We start from the raw sequence: 20,148 nt of genomic DNA, 5'->3' as shown, positions 1-20,148 counted from the left end.
CAGTTATAATATGATGTAAATACAATTTACGATTTACAAATTACAATAATCTCAATATAAGCAACAGAATGGAGGAGACCGAAGTTGGACAAAGACCAGCGGACTCAATTTAATCGAATGGTAGAACGATCCATGGATCAAGCGAGCAAAAATCTTTCGGGAACTAAAGGGGTTGTCTCCGTGAGATTAAGTCAGGAAGAAATTGATATTATTGATCAGCTTGTATTCCTTGAACTGGCCAAAAACCGTTCAGATGCAACGGCGATGTTAATCAGGGAAGGAATTCGGGCACATCAATCGTTATTGAGCGAGATTCAGGAGTATACCGCAGAACTTGAGCGGGTAAAGGCCAAAATGCAACAGTCCATTCGCAATTCAGGGTTGTTGACACGTCTGCAAAGTGAAACTGGAAGCGAGATTAAGGGAAAAGGAGAGGGAACGGATGAAACAAACGAAAAATGAAATCCATAACGACAGTTACGGATCCATTCTGCGCATTCCATCCTTTTGTGTACTTCTTGTAGGCAGACTGATATCCGGTGCAGGCCAGATTCTATTTTCTATGGCTACGATGTGGTATATTCTTCAGCTGACCGAGTCTGCACTCGCAGCAGCGCTGATTCCTATGTTACCTTACTTTATCTATGCTTTCCTGGGTATACCTCTCGCTACGATCAGTGATCGGCTGCCCAAGAAGCAGCTCTTAATCTGGACAGATATACTGAGAGCCTGCGTGGCTTGCATATTGGCGCTTTTATTCATGAGTGGTCAGATGGTACCGTGGCATATCTATGCTGCCAATTTGCTCATTGCCATTCTTGGATTTTTGTTCAATCCGGCAACCCAGACCGTCATCCCCGCCATTCTGCCCAACCCATCGAAACAGCTGGCACCAGCCAATGCACTCCTTAACTCATCTTCCAAAACGATTGAATTGCTTGGATATGCTATAGGTGGCATACTCGTAGCGTTCATCTCTGTTCAGTCGATCCTGTTCATCTACGCGCTCACCTTTCTCGTCTCTTCTCTCTCCATTGTCTTTATTCATATCCCGGTGACCAAAGTAGTGAAACAAAAAGGAATCTCCGGCTTTATGAGGGACAGTATACAAGGGATTACCTTTTTGTTCTCGCGTAAAATTCTGGCCTGCTGCATCATTTTTGGAGCTATTATCAACTTCGCTGGCGCGCCTCTGCACATCTTTACTCCGATCTTTGCCAACATGGTGCTTCATGCCGGACCGCAAGGGTACGGTCTTCTCCAATCCGCTTTTGCTGCCGGCAGTATTGCAGGCTCTCTGCTCAGTGGGAAGTATGCCAAACGGCTTTCGCTCGCCCGATGGTTTCTGATCAGTTATCTGATCTCGGGAGCAAGCTTGTTACTTATGCCCATGTTTCCTAATCTGTACATCGCTATTGCCTGTTCGTTCCTGTTAATGCTGGGGCTTGCCCTCGTTAATGTACCTTTGGTTACCTCGATTCTTCTATCCACACCGGAGGAAAAGAGAGGGCGTGTCATGAACAGCATGGGGGTCTTAATGAGTGGCATCAGCAATCCACTCGGTTTATTGCTGGGAGGGTGGTTCATTGAAACGTATAATCCATCCTGGGTGTACATGGGGATCGGTGTATTTGTAGTGATTATGGGCTTGACCAGCCTGTTCGTACGTCCTTTTCGAGAGGAGCAGGGTACACATAGCAGGACACAGAAAGCTTCCATCTCGTCAGAAGTTTAATTTCATATTTTTCCTTTTTAAATAGAAATGATATCACAGGATTGCGAAGAGTAAATGGGCAGGGAGAGTGTATGCATATAAGGACCAAGTGGTTCAAAGTGCGGAGTGGGTACATACGTCATATCCCTATCCAGTCATGGACAAGCAGGGGGATCTCATTGGGGTGTCCATTCCTTCAGAGCAGGGATTTACAGCGGGGGGGTTGAAACAGGGCGAGAATTCTGTGCATGAATTGCCCTCGATTGGTGAAGGGTTCTCTGAACTGGTTCGCGTTCAGATTGATACGGATGCACAGAAAATCCTCTGTGAAGGCATAACCTGTGGCAGATGGCATTATGTGCAGTATGTATTGCAGGAGAAGAAAGAAGTATTACAGCTTCGAGACTATCCAGGGACGCTGACACAGGCTGTGCTCAGCAGGGACAAGCAGGGACTGGTGGGCAAATACGAGTTTATCGCGATCGACCCGGTACCCGCTCTGTTTCGGTTCCAAGATCAAACCCGTGCCATCATTCGGATTCAAGGGGATGAGCAGGAAGCTGTAAATAGCTTCCGCAATATTGGGGAGTCGGAGATGAAATATGGAGAAACGTACTATAGATCTGAGATCATACCTTATTTGGATATGCATCCAAAGGGCGCGGAACAAGCCGTTATTTATCTGCATGGAGGGCCGCATAACTGCCTGTTCGACAGCTATAGTCCGGTAATGAAACGGTTATCCGAGGCTGGCATACGGGTGATTGGTATCAACTATCCGGGCAGCTCCGGCTTCGATTCCGAATACAGGAGTCGCAATGAGAACGACTGGGGCGGCGTGGATGCAGAGGTGGTCCGGTTTATCCGGGAAGAGGTGTTACCCGCTTATTCAGACGTAGCTCTGTATGGAGTCAGTTATGGAGCTTATCTTGCATTGCTTGCTGCGGGCAGAGACCCAGTCCTGTGGAGTGCCGTGGTGGCCTGTGCTCCTTTTACGGATTTGGGCAAGCTGTATGAAGGGAGAGGGGCAAAGCTCAGGTCTTTTTTGCAAAAAGAGATCGGTGTACTGCTTGAGAATGAATCCGCCTTGAGGAGCCGAAGCCCGATAACATACGCTTCTGCGTTAAGCGGAATCGATGTCCTGATCATTCACGGCCAGGCAGATCAGCTCTGTCCGGTGGAACAGACGGTACGGTTATATCAGGAAATACGGGAATACAAGCTGGCGTTGGGCGAACCATCAGGCAGACTGGAACTTCATATCATTGATGATTTAGAGCATGAAATGTATTCGGAACGGTTCTGGGCACAGAAAGCGGTCGAATTTATGACCTTTGCCAAGGTGGGTCAGGCAAAATAGAAGTAAGCTGCCGAGGCCGCGTATGCGGCTTTTTTGGGTGGTTCGCGTTTCTTTTACTGAACGGAAAAGGAGTTGTGGTTACTTATTTGAATACAGCATGTATAGGGGAATGGGCAGTTGAGCCAGACTCGTGGTTTACAAGTAGCTACATACGGTTTAAGATGGCGTGAGCCGTTTAAGGTATATAACAATGGGATTAAGTATTACAATAACGGTATAATGACTGGATGACATCTACTGAAAAGAGGGATTGCATATGAAAGTAGCGATTTTTGGAGCAACCGGAGCAATTGGAAAGACGATACTTTGGGAGCTGATGGACCGTGGGCATGAGGTGACTGCGATTGTGCGGGATCCGTCCAAAGTTGAAATGGTTCACGAACGTTTGCGTGTGGAAAAGGGAGATTTGCTGAATCCGGATCAAGTGGCTGATTTTACAGCGGGTCAGGAAGCTGTTGTGAGTGCCTATGGACCGAAATTCGGGGAAGAGGAAGAACTGCTGGAAGTTACACGTTCGCTGATTGAGGGTGTTCGCCGCGGCAAAGCGAGCCGTCTGGTTGTCGTTGGCGGAGCCGGCAGTTTGCTAACCGATTCCGGTGAGATGCTGATGGATACACCGGGGTTCCCGGAAGAAGTCAGAACACTCGCTAAGGCCCATCTGGACGCCTATGGTTTGATTGAGGAATCGGATATTCATTGGACTTATATGAGTCCTGCTGCAACGATCACTTCTGGACCGCGGACAGGCCATTTCCGTATCGGCATGAACCGTTTGGTGACAGATGATCTGGGAGAGAGCACGATTTCGGTGGGTGACTTTGCCGCAGCATTGGTGGACGAACTGGATGATCCGCAATTTATTGGTTCGCGTTTTACGGTAGCCTATTAAGGGAACATTTTACCTCGAGCCAGAAGAATCGAGTGATGCAACAAGCTGAACTGGAACGAACACTGGGGAGGGATAGACGTTGTTTATCGTCACCGCTGAACAGATGAGGGCAGTAGATGAGCACACCATCCACAAGCTGGGTATTCCTGCTGCGAGCCTGATGGAGAACGCGGGCAGGGCCATAGCGGAGGAAGTCATCGCCTTGTGCCGGGAAGAGGGAATGGGCAGCAAGGCTGCTGACCGGAAGGGACATCGGGAGCCGGGAAAAGCTGAACGGGCACACACCGGGCCCGGTGATCTGCAAGGTTATGGGGGCGACATCATCGCCGATCCGGCGCTGGTGATGGCGCGCCCCGGAGATCAGCATTGGTACATGCTGATTGGCAAGGGCAATAATGGCGGTGACGGGCTGGTTGCGGCCCGCCATTTGCTTGAGGCGGGGCTCGGCGTGACGTTGGTCTACGCCGAGGGGCCCGAGTCACTGCGGGGCGAAGCCGCAGTGCAGCGGGATGCCGCTGCGCAGCTCGGCATCCCTGCCCTGGTCCACGGGCGTGAAGCCGTGGACTTCAGCCGGTGCACAGGCATCGTGGATGCGCTGCTGGGCACCGGCTCGCGGGGGGCGCCGCTGGGAGCGTACGCGGCGCTGATTGAAGCGGTGAACGACAGCGGCAAGCCGGTCGTGTCCGCGGATGTGCCAAGCGGGCTGAATGCCGACACCGGGGAGGTATACGAGCCCTGCATTCAGGCCCGGGTGACTGTATGCCTTGCGCTGTTGAAGCGCGGGCTTGTGCAGTACCCGGGCGCGTCAGCCGCGGGGCGCATCGTGGTGCGCTCCATCGGCATTCCTGCGCGGCTTGTGCCAGAGCATGGTCCCTCCGTCCGGCTGCTGACTGAGGAAGTGCTGCGCAGCTCCCTGCACGTGGACACAGACCGCCTCCGGGCACCAGACGGCCACAAGGGAACCTACGGCCACGTACTGCTGGCTGCAGGCAGCCTGCCGATGAGCGGCGCTGGCCTGCTCTCGGCCAAGGCCGCGCTGCGCGCCGGGTGCGGGCTTGCTACATGGGCGCTGCCCGCGGCTCTGCTGCCGCATATCATCGGCAGCGTGCCCGAGCTCATGCTCGCTGTCGCTGCAGAGGGCGACAGCGGCGAATGGAACGCGGCTTCCGCGGACGCCGTGCTGCGTCTCGCGGAGAGCCGCGACGTCATCGCGACCGGACCGGGCCTCGGCCGCTTCGAGGGCGACACCGGCTGGCTGCGCCGCCTGTGGCAGCAGACGGATCGTCCGCTCGTTATCGATGCGGACGCCCTCAACATGCTCGCAGACGCTGGCAGAGCCGGGCCTCGCGACTGGGGCCAGCGAAGTGCGGCGACCATCCTGACGCCGCACCCCGGAGAGATGGGCCGGCTGCTGGGCATGCCGACCCCCGAAGTGCAGCGTGACCGGATTGGACACGCTGCACGATACGCCCGCGAGCAGGGCGTGACCCTTGTGCTCAAGGGAGCACGAACGGTCATCGCAACGCCTTCCGGCGAGGCGTACATCAACACCACCGGGCACGCCGGCATGGCGACTGGCGGTGCCGGAGACGTCTTGACCGGCATCATCGCCGGTCTGCTCGCCCAAGGACTCAGCGCGGAGCAAGCCGCCGCGTTTGGTGTATATCTGCACGGCCAGGCGGCAGAGCAGGCTGCGCTGCGGCGTGGAGATCCGGCGTCCCTGCTGGCGGGAGACATCATCGACGCGCTCTAACGGGGTTCTGTCGAGAATTTTATCCTATGAAGGATAAGTCCGATCAATACGCTCCGTTATCAAAAAACCTCCGTTTCTCTCATAACAAGAGAAATGGAGGTTTTTTATGCTCTGAAATGTTCGTCCCATCAGTTATAGACGGAAACGCTGCAGCTCCTGATGCATTTCCTCACTGATATCTCGCAGCGATTTAACCTTGCTGCTGGCCTCTTCGAATGAACGCTGCTGCTCAGCCGTTGAAGCCGTAATCTCTTCACTGCTGGCTGCCGACTGTTCCGTAATGGCACTTATGTTTTCGATGGCCTGCTGTACTTGGGTACTCAGCTGGCTTGATTGCTGCATGTCTTCAGCAAGCTGGTTGATGCCTGTGCTAATTTGTTCCACGCTGTCACGAATGGCAGAGAAGGAGTCCCGGGTTTGCCCAGTCGCCTGCTCTTGTTCCGCGAAGAGCTGCATGCTCTGTGCCACAGAACCTTTCACCTTATCCATGGCGCTTGTGATCTCACCTACGGCTGCATAGATGTGCTGGACGGATTGTGCGGACTGTTCTGCGAGCTTGTTGACTTCTCCTGCCACAACGGCAAAACCTCGACCGGCTTCTCCCGCTCGAGCGGCTTCAATGGAAGCGTTCAGGGACAGTAGCGTTGTCTGCTTGGCGATCTCCGACACATAGCCGGTCATGGTTGTAATGCGGGCCGCGCTTTCCTCCAGCTCCAGCACCGTTTGTTCAACCTCCGACATGGCTGTCCGATTCACTTCAGCCAGACGCAGCTGCTCTTGAATGGCTGTGTGTCCTTCTTGAACCGTGTTCAAAACCTCATTGCCATGAATCGCTGATTGGGAGGTGGCATGAAGGTTACTCTCGAAGGTCTGCTGCATTTTGTCCACGACCATAACGGTTTCACTCAAGTCCTCCGCAATTTTCTGGCTGCCAATCGACAGCTCTTCTGTCGTCCGGGAGACTTGCTGCACAATGGCTTGCATGGTGTCATTGCCACGATCGATGTCCTGAGCCATTCCATCTACCCGTTTTCCGGCGTGGTCAATCGATTGAATGATGTTACGGATGTTATTTGTCATGAGACGGAAGGAGCGGTTCAGCTCATCCAGTTCATCCTTGCCCCGGGTTTCGGGCAGCTGCTGGGTAAGGTCACCGTCTGCGATCTGTCCGGCAGCTTCCTTCAGCACCCGGATACGTTTGGCTAACTTCCGTGAAGTATACATATTGAACAGCATGGCTGCGACGAGCAGGAAGGCAGCGCCGCCCAGCGCAATTTGCCAGGTCTGCTGGATATCCTGCTCCAGATGGATCGTGTACTGGTCATATCGTTCCTTGGTTATTTCATCGAGCATGTAAATATCATTCTGAATGCCTTGAACACGTGTGCTGTATCGCTTGGCTTCCGAACTGTCCAGGGCCGTCATTGCTTCAGTGGCACCCTGGTCCAGGGCAGTCAGTTTCGTTTGGATGGACCCGATCAGCTGAAGCTGTTTATCGGTTTCCAGCAAGCCTTCGGTAAGCTGCTGAATCATCGTTTTTCCTTCGTCCAATAAACGGAGTACGGCATCCTGATTGCCTGCCGTCATGGAGAAAGAGAACACATCCAGCGCCTGCTGGGTCTGAATTTGATTGGCTTTAAGTTCACTGACCTTAAGCATGGCAGGTACCAGGTTTTGATTTTTGGCATTAATGCCCAACAGCTGATAAATGATATAGGCTACCAGTACGAGACATAAAAGTAATGAAATTAACGCATTAATGATCAGTTTGCCTTGCAATTTCATAAGCGTATCTCCTCTGATCCGTTGAATTATGGTTCAAGCGTAATTTTGGTTTTGCTGGATATGATCTGTGCTTTCAAGTCTTCGAAGGTTTGCTGCTGTTCCTCACTGAGTGTGATGTTATGTAGAGCGGTCAGACCTACGGCATCTTCAGCCAGTCCCTCAATCATGGTTTTCTCCGGGAAAGAGTGATTATTTTTAGTGAACGTGTTAACGGCGTTATAGATGGATACATTGACATTTTTCAGCATGGACGTGAGGATTGCTTTTTCCGCCAAAAAGAACTGATCGGTATCCACGCCAATGGCGTATTTTCCTAATTTCTGGATTTCTGTAAGTGAGCCTACCCCAGTGAGGCCTGCTGCAACATAAATGACATCCGTACCTTGTTCCTGAATCATCTGTGCGGCCAGTTCCTCACCGAGCTTTGAATTCCCAAAGTCTCCAGCGTAAACGACATGAACAGTTGCATCGGGATTAACGGCATGAACTCCCTGTTCAAAGCCCTGCTGGAAATCGCGAAGAAGGGGAATCTCCATTCCACCCAAAAAGCCTACGTGATCGTCTTTGGTCGCAAAGCCGGCAATCATACCAGCAAGATAGCTGCCTTCTTCACTGCGGAATGACATGGAAGTCACGTTGGGCAGCTCCGAGTGACCATCGACAATAAGGAATTGCTGATCCGGATATTTCTGAGCGACCTTCTCCAGGTCAGGCAGAAGGGTGTCGCTAAGGCCGATAATCAAATCCACACCCTGTTGTGCGAATTGCTCAAATGCAGTTTGGGTGGTTAAGTCGTCCCCGGGTTCCTTATAGTCAAACAAAATCGTGTTCTCATTTCTGGCCTGAACCAGTCCTTCAAAAGCAGCATCATTAAATGAACGGTCGCCAAGGCCGACCTCGGTAAGAACAATGCCCACTTTGGTCCGCTGGTCAGCTGGAGTTTCGTTTTCTGTGGATGAACATGCTCCCAGCATCAAAACCATTAAAACCAAAATCACGGTCAATACAACTTGAGTGCCCCTTTTTGTTTTCATGTGTAATACCCTCATTTCTATATAAGTAGTGATGTGTGAGGTGAGCCTTTTGCCCCATATTTATGTCGGCCAGAAGAAGGGTCGATATTATGGTTAATGATGAAAATTTACGAAAATCTTAATTGATTTCATGAATTATACATTGTTGTTACAAATGCTGGTGGAATTCAGAGCAATGTGTGCCGTATCCCATACCGATCTCCTAACCAAAACAGGCAAAGAAATGATCCATGTGAGGATCTCTTCTTTGCCTGTTTTGTATGATTAAAATATAAGGTGAGGACAGCAGCGATTACCATCCTCTATATATCAACGGTTACTCTCCTGCTGCCGAAGCACATGAACAGCATGTGATTGCTTCTGTCCGCACACTGCCCAAACCCCGTTTTACTGGATCACCATGCAGCAATCGATCCGTCTGCCCGGCTTTCGGTGCCTGCGCATAATACTCCACTGCCTCGGTCACGCCATATAATTTGGCCGCGCCCAAACATGGATGGGTCGAGAGCAACCTGAATATCATGCCCTTTACGGGCAAGTGCTTGTGCAATATGCTGCGGGAAGCCGGTCTCCACCAGTATTGTTTTGCTTTTTGTCCATTGCCACCGCGGAGAATCCAGTGCTGCCTGGGGATTCAAGTGAAAGTCCACCGTATTCATGACGACCTGCACATGGCCTTGCGGCTGCATGAAACCACCCATGACCCCAAATGGCCCGACTGCCTCATCTCCGCGCGTAAGAAATCCCGGAATGATCGTATGATATGTCCGTTTGCCTGGCTCCAGCGCGTTTGCCTGGTCCGGATCAAGCGAGAAATTATGACCTCGATTCTGCAGAGCGATGCCTGTTCCGGGGACAACCAGCCCGGAGCCGAAGCCCATATAATTACTTTGAATGAAGGAAACCATATTGCCTTCCCCGTCTGCCGTCGCCAGATAGACGGTTCCACTTGCCCGCGGATCTCCTGCCTCAGGGGAACGTGCTGCATCACCAATTAGCTTGCGCCGCTCTTCCGCATACGCTTCGGACAGAAGCTCCTCTACGGTAACGCCCATTTTCCGCTCTTCGGTAATATACTTCTCTCCGTCGGCAAATGCGAGCTTCATTGCTTCCATCTGTCTGTGGTACGCGATTACGGATTCCTTTTCTTCAAAATCAAAGCCCTTTAGCAGATTGAGCGCTGCCAGGGCAATCAGGCCCTGACCGTTCGGCGGAATCTCCCAGACATCATAGCCGCGATAGGAGACCGAGATCGGATCGACCCATTCGGGCTGAAATGCTGCCAGATCGTCTTTGGTCAGGTAGCCGCCATGCTCTGCCATAAACGAATGAATGCGCTCTGCCAGCTCTCCTTCATAAAAGTCGCGCGCGCTGCTCTCGCCGATTCGGCGCAGCGTAGCCGCGTGATCCGGCGAACGCCACATCTCGCCCGCAGCTGGGACACGCCCGCCTGGAGCGAATGTCTCAAACCACGCACGCCCGGCAGCTGCATCGCCCTGGCGTGCATAAATGTCCGCTGCCCGTGCCCAGTGGCGGGCCAGCCCCGGCGCAAGCGGATAACCTTCCTCCGCGTAGCGGACAGCCGGTTCCAGTGCTTCCGCCAGCGTGAGCCGCCCGAAGCGGCGGCTCAGCTCAGCCCAACCTGCCGGTGCGCCAGGCACCGTCACCGGGATGACCCCAAGCTTCGGCATCTCCGAATGGCCTGCCGCCTTGAGCGCCTTAATGGATATGCCCTGAGGCGCAGGACCGCTGGCATTCAGGCCGTGCAGCTTGCCCCCGGTCCAGACGAGGGCAAAGGCATCGCCCCCGATGCCGTTGGACGTTGGCTCCAGCACGGTGAGTGCAGCAGCGGTTGCAATGGCGGCATCAATGGCATTGCCGCCCTTTTTTAACACATCCAGCCCTGCTTGTGCTGCGAGAGGCTGCGAAGTGGCGACGACGCCCTTTTTGGCATAAACAGGCACGCGATAAGAAGGATACGGTTGATAGAGTGGATCGTAGTTCATCAGACGGCTCAGCTCCTTGTCCCAAGATGTCAGGTTCCGGTTTGACCGGTTCGTATACTCCTAACCCTCATTCGGAACGAGGCAGCCAATCTCCTGCTGAACTTGCCAAATCCAACCTGACATAAGCGAACAAGCGGGATGGACACATTTTTTTGGTGCCCGATTGCTTAATCACTACGCGTTCTGTTAGGTGGTCACCATATCGCCGCCGTTTACATGAATGCATTCACCGGTTACATAAGAGGAGTCGCGCGAGGCGAGATAGACATAGGCGGCAGCCAGTTCATACGGCTGGCCTGCACGCCCCATCGGCGTTTCTGTTCCGAATACCTGTACATCTTCGGCAGAGAAGCTGGAGGGAATGAGCGGCGTCCAGATGGGTCCGGGAGCTACGCAATTGACCCGGATTCCCTGAGATGCGAGCGATTTGGCGAGTACACGAGTCAGCGAGACAACAGCCCCTTTGGTGGAGGAGTAGTCGATCAGCTGCACATTGCCTTTATAGGCTGTAATGGAAGCGGTGTTGATGATGGAAGCCCCTTTGCACATATGCGGGAGAGCAGACTGGATCAGAAAAAAATAGGAAAATACATTCGTCTGAAACGTATGGTAGAGCTGTTCCTCCGTAATGTCGACAATACTTGGCTGCACATACTGCACTGCGTGATTATTGACCAGAATATCAATTTTCCCGAAGGTCTCCATCGTCGTACGGATGACAGCATCACAGTTTTTCTTCAGCCGAAGATCAATCTCAATGAGCAGACAGCGCTGTCCCAGCTCTACAATGCGATTACGAGTCCACTCGGCGTCTGTCCGTTCATATAGATAAGCAATGACAACATCGGCACCTTCCTTGGCAAAAGCAATAGCTGCTGCTCTGCCGATTCCGCTGTCCCCGCCAGTGATGATGGCCACTTTGCCGTCCAGTTTGCAGCTGCCGATATAGGCGGGGTCCTCACTGATGGGTTCAGGCACCATGAGCGTTTCCAGACCTGGCTGCTGGTCCTGATGCTGGGGTGGGAATGCCAGTTTTTGCTCTTTGCAGACCGTCTTTTCACCGTAAAAAGGGTAGACAGGATTCATTCGCTTTACATCCTCCTCGAACATTCATTGATACGCCTAAACTATGCATTCGCCCAGAAGAACGTGCGGCTGAGGAAAGAAGTCATTTGTTTTTTGAATAGGAAATATACCATAATAAGGATGTGGGTGAACAAAATAATGGAGGTGTCAGGAGTCCAATGAATATTCAAGGAATCAATCATCTGTGCTTTTCCGTATCCAATCTGGAACGGTCCATTACCTTCTATGAACAGGCTCTCGGTGCCCGAATTCAGGTGAAGGGACGCAAGCTCGCGTATTTCGATCTGGCAGGTCTCTGGATTGCTTTGAATCAGGAGGAGGATGTTATTCGCAATTATACGGAACGAACCTATACACATATTGCATTCACGGTAAAAGAAGAGGAGTTCGACGCATCTGTACAGCAGCTGCGAGCTGCCGGGGCGGATATTCTTCCTGGCAGAGCACGCGATCCTAGAGATGCACGCTCGGTTTATTTTAGCGATCCCGATGGTCATCTGTTTGAACTGCACACAGGTACCATGAAGCAAAGGCTGGATTATTATCGTGAAGATAAACCTCACATGACCTTTTATACGTAACATGTTAGAACCTGTATTGGGAAACCTGACATAACCATTGTGTAAACACTGGAATTTCCTGTAATATGAACAAATGGGCCCTTAATTTACCATTGTTAAATACTTTTGTTCATTCTCAAGGAGGTTTGTCATGATTCAGTTTCCCAAACCGGATGTAGAGCAATATTTCCAAACGTATCGAATTTCGCACTTTGCTGTATCGGCTGACGAGAAACGTTTATTTTTTGACAGCAATCTGAACGGTGAACCAAATATCTGGGCTATGGATTTACCAGGTGGATACCCGTATCCATTGACGTATTTGAACCAGAGCAGTCAGTTTATCAAACCCGACCCGAAAGGACGTCACATCCTTACGGCGTTTGATCGGGACGGCGACGAAAATTATCACCTATATGCGCTTAAACCGGAAGGCGGCGTGCCGCTGCAGATCGTATCGGCAGAGCCGAATGACCGCTGTTATTTCTCTGAGTTGTCCAAGGACGGACAGCGCCTTTATTACGTGACCAGTGCGGGTAACCCGAATTATCTGAATTCACGCCGAATTGACCTGGAGACGGGTGAAGATGTGCTTTTATACAGCGGGGAAGAGGTAACAAGCCACTTGATGGCGGTAAGTCCCAATGAGAAGAGCTTTGTTATTTTGAAAGTGTATTCCAATACGTATCAGACGGCACATCTGCATCGGGATGGTGAGGTGGAGCTGATTCTGCCCGTCTCGGGGCGTCAGAGTCAGGTGACGGATGTCCTGTTTGCAGATGATGATCGGCTTCTGATGGTTACCAATGATAATGAAGCTTATTCCTATGTGGCCGAGTACCGAATGGATACCCGCGAGTTCCGACCTTTGTGCAAAATCGATGGCGAGGACGTGGAGATGATCCGCTGGCATGAGGCATCGGAGACGCTGTATTTCTGGACGCTCACAGGTACGGAGAATCGGATGTATATGCTGGGCAAAGATGCGGAGCAACCGCGTCGTCTGGATATGCCATTGGACACGGTAGAACACACGCACTTAACCAAAGCTGGTAATGTGTACATCCTTGGTCGGGGAGCAATTCAGCCGCATAATATTTATCGTCTGTCTGCTGGCGGCGATTCCTGGGAAGCCCTGACTGCCAACCGGGTAACAGGGCTTGATCCGAGTGATTTGGTTTATCCTGAAGTGATTCGGTATAAGTCATATGACGGGCTGGAAATCGAGGCTCTCTTCTTCAAGGCCAAGCCGGATCAAGCCAATGGTTACACAGTGTTTTGGCCGCATGGCGGGCCACAGGCTTCGGAAGCGAAGTTTTTCCGGCCCATGTTCCAGCTGATGCTGGCCCAGGGCTACCATATCTTCGCACCAAACTTCCGAGGCAGCACAGGGTATGGTGCAGAGTTCGTGAAAATGGTGGAGAGAGACTGGGGCGAGGGACCAAGGCTCGACTGTGTTGCCGGAATTCACTGGCTGTTTGATCAGGGCATCTCTTCGGCAGATCGCCTGTTTGTCGTGGGAGGCAGTTACGGCGGGTATATGACTCTGCTGCTTGCAGGTCGTCATCCGGAATTGTTCCGTGCAGCAGTCGATATCTTTGGGCCAAGCAACCTGTTTACGTTTCTGGAATCAGTACCGGAGGATTGGAAACCGATGATGGATAACTGGCTGGGGGACCCGGTCCGCGACCGTGAGCGGCTAACGAAAGATTCACCGATCACTTATCTCGATCAGATGGTGAACCCGATGCTGGTTATTCAAGGAGCGAATGATCCACGGGTCGTAAAAGCTGAATCGGATCAGATTGTGGCGGCGCTGCAGGACAAAGGCGTTGATGTGGAATATATCGTTCTGGATGATGAGGGACATGGCTTCTCCAGAAGAGCGAATGAGGTCCTGGTTTATCGGCGAATGCTGGAGTTTTTGCAAAAGCATCAGGAAGCAGCGGTTCCTCAAGCTTAAACGATTGATAAAGAACCAGTTTAATGGAATCGAAATGAAAACAAAACGGCCGAATGAGAGAGAGATCTCTCCCATTCGGCCGTTTTTTTTGGTGTCATGGATTTTCATTGTGCTGAGATACGTGTGGTTTTATTCGAGCAGTTCAAGCACCGAGTCCACATATTGCTGTGCCCAGGCCGCAAAAGGCAAATCTGCTTCCCACGTGACCCGATTGGTTGCTTTGGCTTCGCCCCATAACAAGATACGCTGATACAGCAGATGTATCCCTAGGCGGGCAGCAAATTGTTTACATCGTTCCTCATCGTTTGCGCAGACCACTTCCCGGTAGCTGAATAGAAAGCGTTTAGCAAGTTCAGGCTGATTTTTTTGTATGTACATGGCTGTCATTTTGGTGAGATCTGCTGTACCGTCTCCAAAATACGAGGTAGTAAAATCTAACAGGCCGCTAATTCGCCAATCGGAGGCATGATCGCCTTCCTTTTGAATAACAAAGTTCTCTACCTTGAAATCTCCCATAACAAATCCAGGAACAGGCATGGCCTGGAACGCGGTTTCTGCATTCATGAGCTGCTTATCCACCCACTCGATATCCTCATCCGTGATGACAGAGTACTTCTGCGCGTCCAGCAGCCAGTGACGGATAGTTCCGTACAGCCAGTCAAGATAAGTTCCGGCAAATGGAACGATCCGTTCCGCTACAGGGTCATATTCACCAGCATCCGGCACTTTCCATCGATGTAGTTCAATCAGGCTATGTGCGAGCATGGTGGCAATCTCTTCGTGCTCATCCTGTCCGAGTGCAGTCTGGACTGCTGGATCATACAGGTGTTTTCCCGGTAAACGAGGCATGATCGCGTAGCTCCAACCCAGCAAGTCCGTGTCTTTTTGCAGCAGGTAGGGGACGGGGACAGGAATAGTGGTGTGCTCCGATAGCTGTTCAACGAAAAATTGTTCTTCCAGAAGCTGTCCAACATACAATGGATTGCCTTTCAGAATGTATTCCCCTTGAGAAGTGCGGACAAGCAGTGTCTGTCCCATTACTCCCTCGTCGGTTCGTTTATACTCCTCAAGGGTTCCCAGGTCGAATTCATGTAGTGCCTCCTGCAGTGAAGAGAATGCAACGTCGCCAAGTTTGTTGGTTGCAAAATAAATTCGGGTTGTCATAAGGGCCTCCTGCGTTTTTAGTCCTCATCCTCTTCTTCCAGGTCGAACGCTTCCTCATCTACCAGTCCACGGATAAATGCTTCAAAGTTGGGTGCCAGGTAGGTTATCTCATAATCATCCTCCTGGTCAACATGTACAACGCATGGCTCGCCTTGCGGACCACAGAAACGATAATCAAGCATAACGACGTCATGACCCGCAGATGGACAATCACAGATCACAATGCCCAGATCAGGGTATCCCCAATCCTCAATCATAAAGCGACTTCCCATATCTCCAGTAAGAGAATAGGACTTCACGTTTCCAATGCCTAGAATGCTAGTAATGGCAATATGATCCTCTGCCCACGAAGTGGCTTCCTCTGTAGGGAAAACGGTACGTGCAGGAACACCGCCGTTTTGAGTGTTCATTAATTGAATATAGGAAGCAGGCAATTTGTAGCCCAGTTCCTGCTCGGTAGAGACAATTTCGTTCTCAGCAAAAGGCGGGGATACATAACTGCTCAGCGCATAGTCACTCTGCTCCCAAAATGTGGAGGGATGATAGGAGCCTGAAGCAGCTCTAAGATGGTTCTGCATCCCGCTTTGTTCCCACTCAGCCAGTTTTTCTTGATGGCGCTGCCGATCACGCTGCATTTTTGCAGCTTTGGGACGCGTCCACTTCAAAAAATCGAGTGTTGATTCGTCATAAGGCTGAAGCCGATCAGCCTGTTCAAAGGCTTGCAATGCCAGATCATACAAGGCCATATGATAATAGGCATAACCCAGTCGGAACTGCCACAGGGGATCCCATTTGCCTTGCTCTTCAATGGATTGGAGCTGCTGAGTGGCCTCACGGTAAAGTGCTCTATTGTTATATGCTCTCGCAAGATGACCTGTCAGGTCGTAATCCCGATCAGATACGGGAATCTGTTCAATACGTTCAACAATGAGACCGAACTGATCCTGCTCATGCCAGGAGTTCAATTGATCCAACAGTTCTTGTTCCATACGATGCCTCATTTCAATAGAAAAATATGAACCTCTTCCATTATATCCTAGAAGTTTCAGCAATGGGGCAGAGGGTACAAAACGTAACAAAAACACTCCCGTGAAGGGAGTGTTTTATAAGATATGCTGTTTTCTGCACCGTATGATTAAACTTACAAATCGTCAAATCCGTTGTCGTCGCCGACTTTACCATAGTTGCGGGACTTAGCTTCGAAGAAGTCTGTTTTGGTAGCATTGAGTGCTTCATCGGAGAAAGGTTTGATCCAAGGCATGCAGTTAACATCCACACCTTCGTATGCTTTATCCATGCCCATCAGACGCAGGCGTTTGTTGGCGATGTACTTGATGTAATCTTCCAGCTCGTTCAGATCGATACCACGGACATTGCTGAGTGTGTAATGTGCCCAGTTGGTTTCCAGCTCCACGGCACGGTCGATGGTTTTGTAGACATAGTCCATGTTCTCAGGTGTGTTCAGCTCTGGGAAATCAACAAGCAGCTGTTTGAACACTTCAGCGAAGAAGTAGCAGTGCTGATTCTCGTCACGCTGGATATAAGAAATCATTTGGCTGGTTGCCATCATCTTCTGGTCACGGGCCAGGTTGTAGAAGAAGGCGAATGTGCTGTAGAAGAAAATACCTTCGAGCACCAGATCGGCTACCATGGCCTGGAAGAATGTCTGTGGTGATGGCTCATCCCGGAAGCTTTGATAGATATCAGCAATGAACCGGTTACGGTCGAGCAGTACAGGATCATGTTTCCAATATTCAAAGATCTCTTTTTGCTCCCGATCAGACACGATGGAGGACAGAACGTAAGAATACGATTGGTTATGAACCACTTCCTGTTGTCCAATGATCGCCGAGATTGCTTCGAGCGAAGAATCGGTAAAGTAACGTTTTACGTCACCCACAAACATCGTTTGCATGGAATCAAGTACGGCCAGCAGGGAGATGTTGATTTTGAATGTACGCTGTTCTTCCGGATCCAGTTGGGCGAATTGGGATGCATCCTTGGACATTGGAATTTCATCTGCGATCCAGTGGTTGAGCAGCAGTACTTTGTAAAGCTTGTACATATGAGGCATGCGAATGTCATTCCAGTTCAGGATCCCGGAGCATTCACCTTCAATAATTCGGGTGGATTGGTTAGGCGCTTCGGTATTGAAAATTTTCTGTACTTGCATATTCCGTTCACTCCTTAAATTAAAACTTTTTATGTCAGGTGAAGTAATAAGGCATCTATATCAACATCGGTTGGATGCTGTGATCGTATTTTGGGCAAAAAAGTACCAGGGCAACGCCATTTTGCAATCAAAACAGGATGCCCTGGTGGTCATCGTGAAACTAATAATATATCGATCAGCTTGCGCAGGAGTCACATTCTTCAATGGTCAATGCACGGCTGCGAACGTAATAAGTCGATTTCAGACCTGCTCTCCAAGCGTGCAGGTGTAGTTCCAGGAACTCCGTTGCCTTGATATCAGGACGAACGTACAGGTTGAAGCTTTGTCCCTGATCGACGTGACGTTGGCGGGCAGCAGCCATGTTGATGGAAGCATGCTGGTCCACCAGGAAGGCCGTTTTGTAGTACCAGATTGTTTTGTCCGACAGATCCGGTGCCGGGTTGGCAATCTTGTATGTTGTTTTCTCTTCATAGGACAACAATTCGTAGAGCGGGTCGATACTAGCTGTAGAACCGGCAATGATGGATGTTGATCCATTTGGAGCGATCGCGAACAACCAGGCGTTACGCACACCATTTTGCTGAACTTCGGCTTGCAGCTCTTTCCATTGTTCGGTAGTTACGAATTCGCCTACGCGCTCACCCGTGGTGTAATCCCGCTGCTCGAAGTATTTACCGCTTTCCCAGTCGGAACCTTTGAACTTCGGATAGTGTCCTTTTTCCTTGGACAGTTCCATGCTGGCTTTCACAAGCAGGTAGTTGATTTTTTCGTACAGGTTATCGTTATAGGTTACCGCTTCATCGGACTCCCAACGAATGCCTTCAAGGGCAAGCAGATGGTGAAGTCCGAATGTACCCAAACCTACGGCACGATACTGGCTGTTGGTATATTGGGCTTGCAGTACTTCAATGTTGTTGATGTCAATAACGTTGTCCAGCATGCGCACCTGAATCGGTACCAGACGCTCCAGTACGTTATGAGGCACGGCACGCGCCAAGTGAATGGAGTTCAGGTTGCAGACAACGAAGTCGCCAGGCACTTTGGAAATCACGATACGTGTTTGTCCATCTTTGGTTACGAGCTCTTCTTTTTCGACTACTGTAGCAGATTGGTTCTGCATAATTTCGGTACAGAGATTGGAAGAGTACACCATACCATGAGCACTGTTCGGGTTCGAACGGTTAACCGTATCGCGATAGAACATATAAGGCGTACCTGTTTCCAGCTGGGATTTCATTACGCGTTTCATTATGTCGATGGCTTGTACCGTAATTCGGGACAGCAGTGGGTGGTTCACAGCCTCTTCATATTTCTCGCGGAACGTGCCTTCACCGAAGGACTCATCATAGAAGTCTTCCAGTCCGAGTGGACGGCCGTTTTCATCTTTCCAGCCCATTACTTTTTTCGTTTCGTGCGGACAGAACAGGCTCCACTCACCACGGCTGGCTACGCGTTCCATGAACAGGTCAGGCAGACAAACGCCGTGGAATACGTCATGCGCACGCATCCGCTCGTCACCATTGTTCAGCTTCAGATCCAGGAAGGCCAGAATGTCTTTGTGGAAGACGTCCAGATATACAGCAATCGCACCTTTACGTGTTCCAAGCTGGTCTACGCTAACGGCTGTATTATTCAGTTGGCGGATCCAAGGGATAACGCCGGAACTTGTGTTTTTGTGACCACGGATATCCGAACCACGGGCTCTGACTTTACCGAGGTAAACGCCGATACCGCCGCCCATTTTGCTCAGTCTGGCTACATCCGTATTGGAATCGAAGATGCCTTCAAGCGAGTCATCCACGGTATCAATGAAGCAGCTGGAGAGTTGTCCGGCTACCTTTTTGCCCGCATTGGACATCGTTGGTGTTGCAGCCGTCATATACATGTTGCTCATTGCCCAATAGGCTTCCTTGACCAAATGCATCCGGTTCTCTTCAGGCTCCTGGTGCATCAGGTACATGGCAATAACCATGTAACGCTCTTGAGGCAGCTCCATTACTTTTCCATCAAAGTCGTGTGCGAGGTAGCGTTCTGCCAGTGTAAGCAAGCCGATGTAGTCAAAGAGCAGATCGTTGCGGTAATCGATACATTCTGCCAGTTCATCAATCTGTTCTTTGGTGTAGCATTCCAGCAATTCTTCACGGTAGATGCCTTTTTTCACCAGATCGACAAGGAGAGGATGGAACGCACCGTAAGGCTCGTCCGGGTACGATTTGTATCTGCGGTTAGTCGCCGCTTTTTTGTAAAGGGAAGTGAGCAGGGAACGTGCCGCTGCAAATTTCCAGTTCGGCTCCTCTTTGGTTACCAGTTCCAGGGCGCTCATCATAAAAGCGTTACTGATCTCGTCTCCGGTTACTTCGTCACGGCGAAGTTTGCTGTTAACCCCGCGTACCAAACGCTCCTTGTCCAGCATGTCCAGTCCATCCAGAATACGGTCGGCATATACCGAGATACGCATATCGTCAAAGGCAAGCTGGCGGTTGTTCGGCTTGATCACAACTTGTGGCATGAATATTCCTCGCTTTCGCATGTTTAAGAGATTAATTGGAGAAATTCTTATATAAAGAATTGAGTGTCTTCTTACGGTGAGTAAAATACAAATACATACGATGGACTGCGGTGGTGACAGTTTGCGCACGGAAAGACCCCGTAACATAGGAG

15 protein-coding genes are annotated in these 20,148 nt (G+C 50.8%); 7 read left to right on the top strand and 8 right to left on the bottom strand.

The features are described from left to right. Positions 1 to 84: 84 nt before the first annotated feature. From HP552_RS12460 to HP552_RS12440, 5 genes are all read left to right on the top strand, one after another. The gene (locus HP552_RS12460; RefSeq protein WP_175395785.1) at positions 85 to 462 is read left to right on the top strand and encodes a ribbon-helix-helix domain-containing protein; all 378 of its coding nucleotides are present in this window, start codon (positions 85 to 87) and stop codon (positions 460 to 462) included. Next, positions 443 to 1,735 carry an MFS transporter gene (locus tag HP552_RS12455; protein ID WP_175395784.1) on the top strand — a complete coding sequence of 431 codons (1,293 nt, stop codon included), beginning with the start codon at positions 443 to 445 and terminating at the stop codon, positions 1,733 to 1,735. Before HP552_RS12460 ends, HP552_RS12455 begins: the two co-directional genes overlap by 20 nt. Positions 1,736 to 1,802: 67 nt before the next feature. Further along, positions 1,803 to 3,074: an alpha/beta hydrolase family protein gene (locus HP552_RS35605; protein ID WP_175395783.1), complete on the top strand. Its 1,272-nt coding sequence runs from the start codon at positions 1,803 to 1,805 to the stop codon at positions 3,072 to 3,074. Positions 3,075 to 3,330: 256 nt separating this feature from the next. Further along, positions 3,331 to 3,963, top strand: a complete 633-nt coding sequence (locus HP552_RS12445) for an NAD(P)-dependent oxidoreductase (RefSeq protein WP_175395782.1) — start codon at positions 3,331 to 3,333, stop codon at positions 3,961 to 3,963. Positions 3,964 to 4,042: 79 nt separating this feature from the next. Then, entirely contained in the window at positions 4,043 to 5,716 is a 1,674-nt protein-coding gene (locus HP552_RS12440; RefSeq protein WP_175395781.1) for an NAD(P)H-hydrate dehydratase, read from the top strand. 132 nt (positions 5,717 to 5,848) lie between these two features. Here the strand turns inward: HP552_RS12440 and HP552_RS12435 are convergent, their stop codons facing one another. The 4 genes from HP552_RS12435 to HP552_RS12420 form a co-directional block, all read right to left on the bottom strand. After that, positions 5,849 to 7,501 (bottom strand): methyl-accepting chemotaxis protein, encoded by a 1,653-nt coding sequence (locus HP552_RS12435; protein ID WP_175395780.1) that lies wholly within the window; start codon positions 7,499 to 7,501, stop codon positions 5,849 to 5,851. A gap of 26 nt (positions 7,502 to 7,527) precedes the next feature. Next, positions 7,528 to 8,535: a BMP family lipoprotein gene (locus HP552_RS12430; RefSeq protein WP_175395779.1), complete on the bottom strand. Its 1,008-nt coding sequence runs from the start codon at positions 8,533 to 8,535 to the stop codon at positions 7,528 to 7,530. 395 nt (positions 8,536 to 8,930) lie between these two features. Then, positions 8,931 to 10,541: a gamma-glutamyltransferase family protein gene (locus HP552_RS12425; RefSeq protein ID WP_175395778.1), complete on the bottom strand. Its 1,611-nt coding sequence runs from the start codon at positions 10,539 to 10,541 to the stop codon at positions 8,931 to 8,933. Between the two features lie 186 nt (positions 10,542 to 10,727). Then, positions 10,728 to 11,627: a glucose 1-dehydrogenase gene (locus HP552_RS12420; protein WP_175395777.1), complete on the bottom strand. Its 900-nt coding sequence runs from the start codon at positions 11,625 to 11,627 to the stop codon at positions 10,728 to 10,730. Between the two features lie 158 nt (positions 11,628 to 11,785). Here HP552_RS12420 and fosB point away from each other — a divergent pair, with 158 nt between their 5' ends. Both fosB and HP552_RS12410 read left to right on the top strand, forming a co-directional pair. Further along, a complete protein-coding gene (gene fosB, locus HP552_RS12415; protein ID WP_175395776.1) occupies positions 11,786 to 12,208 on the top strand; it encodes a metallothiol transferase FosB in 423 nt (140 codons plus the stop codon). Between the two features lie 130 nt (positions 12,209 to 12,338). Continuing rightward, positions 12,339 to 14,150: a S9 family peptidase gene (locus HP552_RS12410; RefSeq protein WP_175395775.1), complete on the top strand. Its 1,812-nt coding sequence runs from the start codon at positions 12,339 to 12,341 to the stop codon at positions 14,148 to 14,150. Positions 14,151 to 14,279: 129 nt separating this feature from the next. On the opposite strand, the gene HP552_RS12405 is transcribed toward HP552_RS12410, so the two are convergent. From HP552_RS12405 to HP552_RS12390, 4 genes are all read right to left on the bottom strand, one after another. After that, positions 14,280 to 15,314: a phosphotransferase family protein gene (locus tag HP552_RS12405; protein ID WP_175395774.1), complete on the bottom strand. Its 1,035-nt coding sequence runs from the start codon at positions 15,312 to 15,314 to the stop codon at positions 14,280 to 14,282. 17 nt (positions 15,315 to 15,331) lie between these two features. Then, positions 15,332 to 16,303: an SMI1/KNR4 family protein gene (locus HP552_RS12400; RefSeq protein ID WP_175395773.1), complete on the bottom strand. Its 972-nt coding sequence runs from the start codon at positions 16,301 to 16,303 to the stop codon at positions 15,332 to 15,334. Between the two features lie 152 nt (positions 16,304 to 16,455). Then, a complete protein-coding gene (locus HP552_RS12395) occupies positions 16,456 to 17,487 on the bottom strand; it encodes a ribonucleotide-diphosphate reductase subunit beta (RefSeq protein WP_095291792.1) in 1,032 nt (343 codons plus the stop codon). A gap of 175 nt (positions 17,488 to 17,662) precedes the next feature. After that, positions 17,663 to 19,996, bottom strand: a complete 2,334-nt coding sequence (locus HP552_RS12390) for a ribonucleoside-diphosphate reductase subunit alpha (protein ID WP_175395772.1) — start codon at positions 19,994 to 19,996, stop codon at positions 17,663 to 17,665. Positions 19,997 to 20,148: the final 152 nt, after the last annotated feature.

This window comes from Paenibacillus xylanilyticus, from assembly GCF_013359935.1.
Classification (GTDB): domain Bacteria; phylum Bacillota; class Bacilli; order Paenibacillales; family Paenibacillaceae; genus Paenibacillus; species Paenibacillus xylanilyticus.
Note: the sequence above shows the minus strand (reverse complement) of the source record. Positions and strands in the feature narration are given on the sequence as shown.

Coding starts and splice junctions, on each gene's coding strand:
- HP552_RS12420 (WP_175395777.1), bottom strand. CDS start 11,627: ATGAATCCTGTCTACCCTTTTTACGGTGAAAAGACGGTCTGCAAAGAG.
- HP552_RS12455 (WP_175395784.1), top strand. CDS start 443: ATGAAACAAACGAAAAATGAAATCCATAACGACAGTTACGGATCCATT.
- HP552_RS12400 (WP_175395773.1), bottom strand. CDS start 16,303: ATGGAACAAGAACTGTTGGATCAATTGAACTCCTGGCATGAGCAGGAT.
- HP552_RS12430 (WP_175395779.1), bottom strand. CDS start 8,535: ATGAAAACAAAAAGGGGCACTCAAGTTGTATTGACCGTGATTTTGGTT.
- fosB (WP_175395776.1), top strand. CDS start 11,786: ATGAATATTCAAGGAATCAATCATCTGTGCTTTTCCGTATCCAATCTG.
- HP552_RS12390 (WP_175395772.1), bottom strand. CDS start 19,996: ATGCCACAAGTTGTGATCAAGCCGAACAACCGCCAGCTTGCCTTTGAC.
- HP552_RS12445 (WP_175395782.1), top strand. CDS start 3,331: ATGAAAGTAGCGATTTTTGGAGCAACCGGAGCAATTGGAAAGACGATA.
- HP552_RS12395 (WP_095291792.1), bottom strand. CDS start 17,487: ATGCAAGTACAGAAAATTTTCAATACCGAAGCGCCTAACCAATCCACC.
- HP552_RS12405 (WP_175395774.1), bottom strand. CDS start 15,314: ATGACAACCCGAATTTATTTTGCAACCAACAAACTTGGCGACGTTGCA.
- HP552_RS12425 (WP_175395778.1), bottom strand. CDS start 10,541: ATGAACTACGATCCACTCTATCAACCGTATCCTTCTTATCGCGTGCCT.
- HP552_RS12435 (WP_175395780.1), bottom strand. CDS start 7,501: ATGAAATTGCAAGGCAAACTGATCATTAATGCGTTAATTTCATTACTT.
- HP552_RS12410 (WP_175395775.1), top strand. CDS start 12,339: ATGATTCAGTTTCCCAAACCGGATGTAGAGCAATATTTCCAAACGTAT.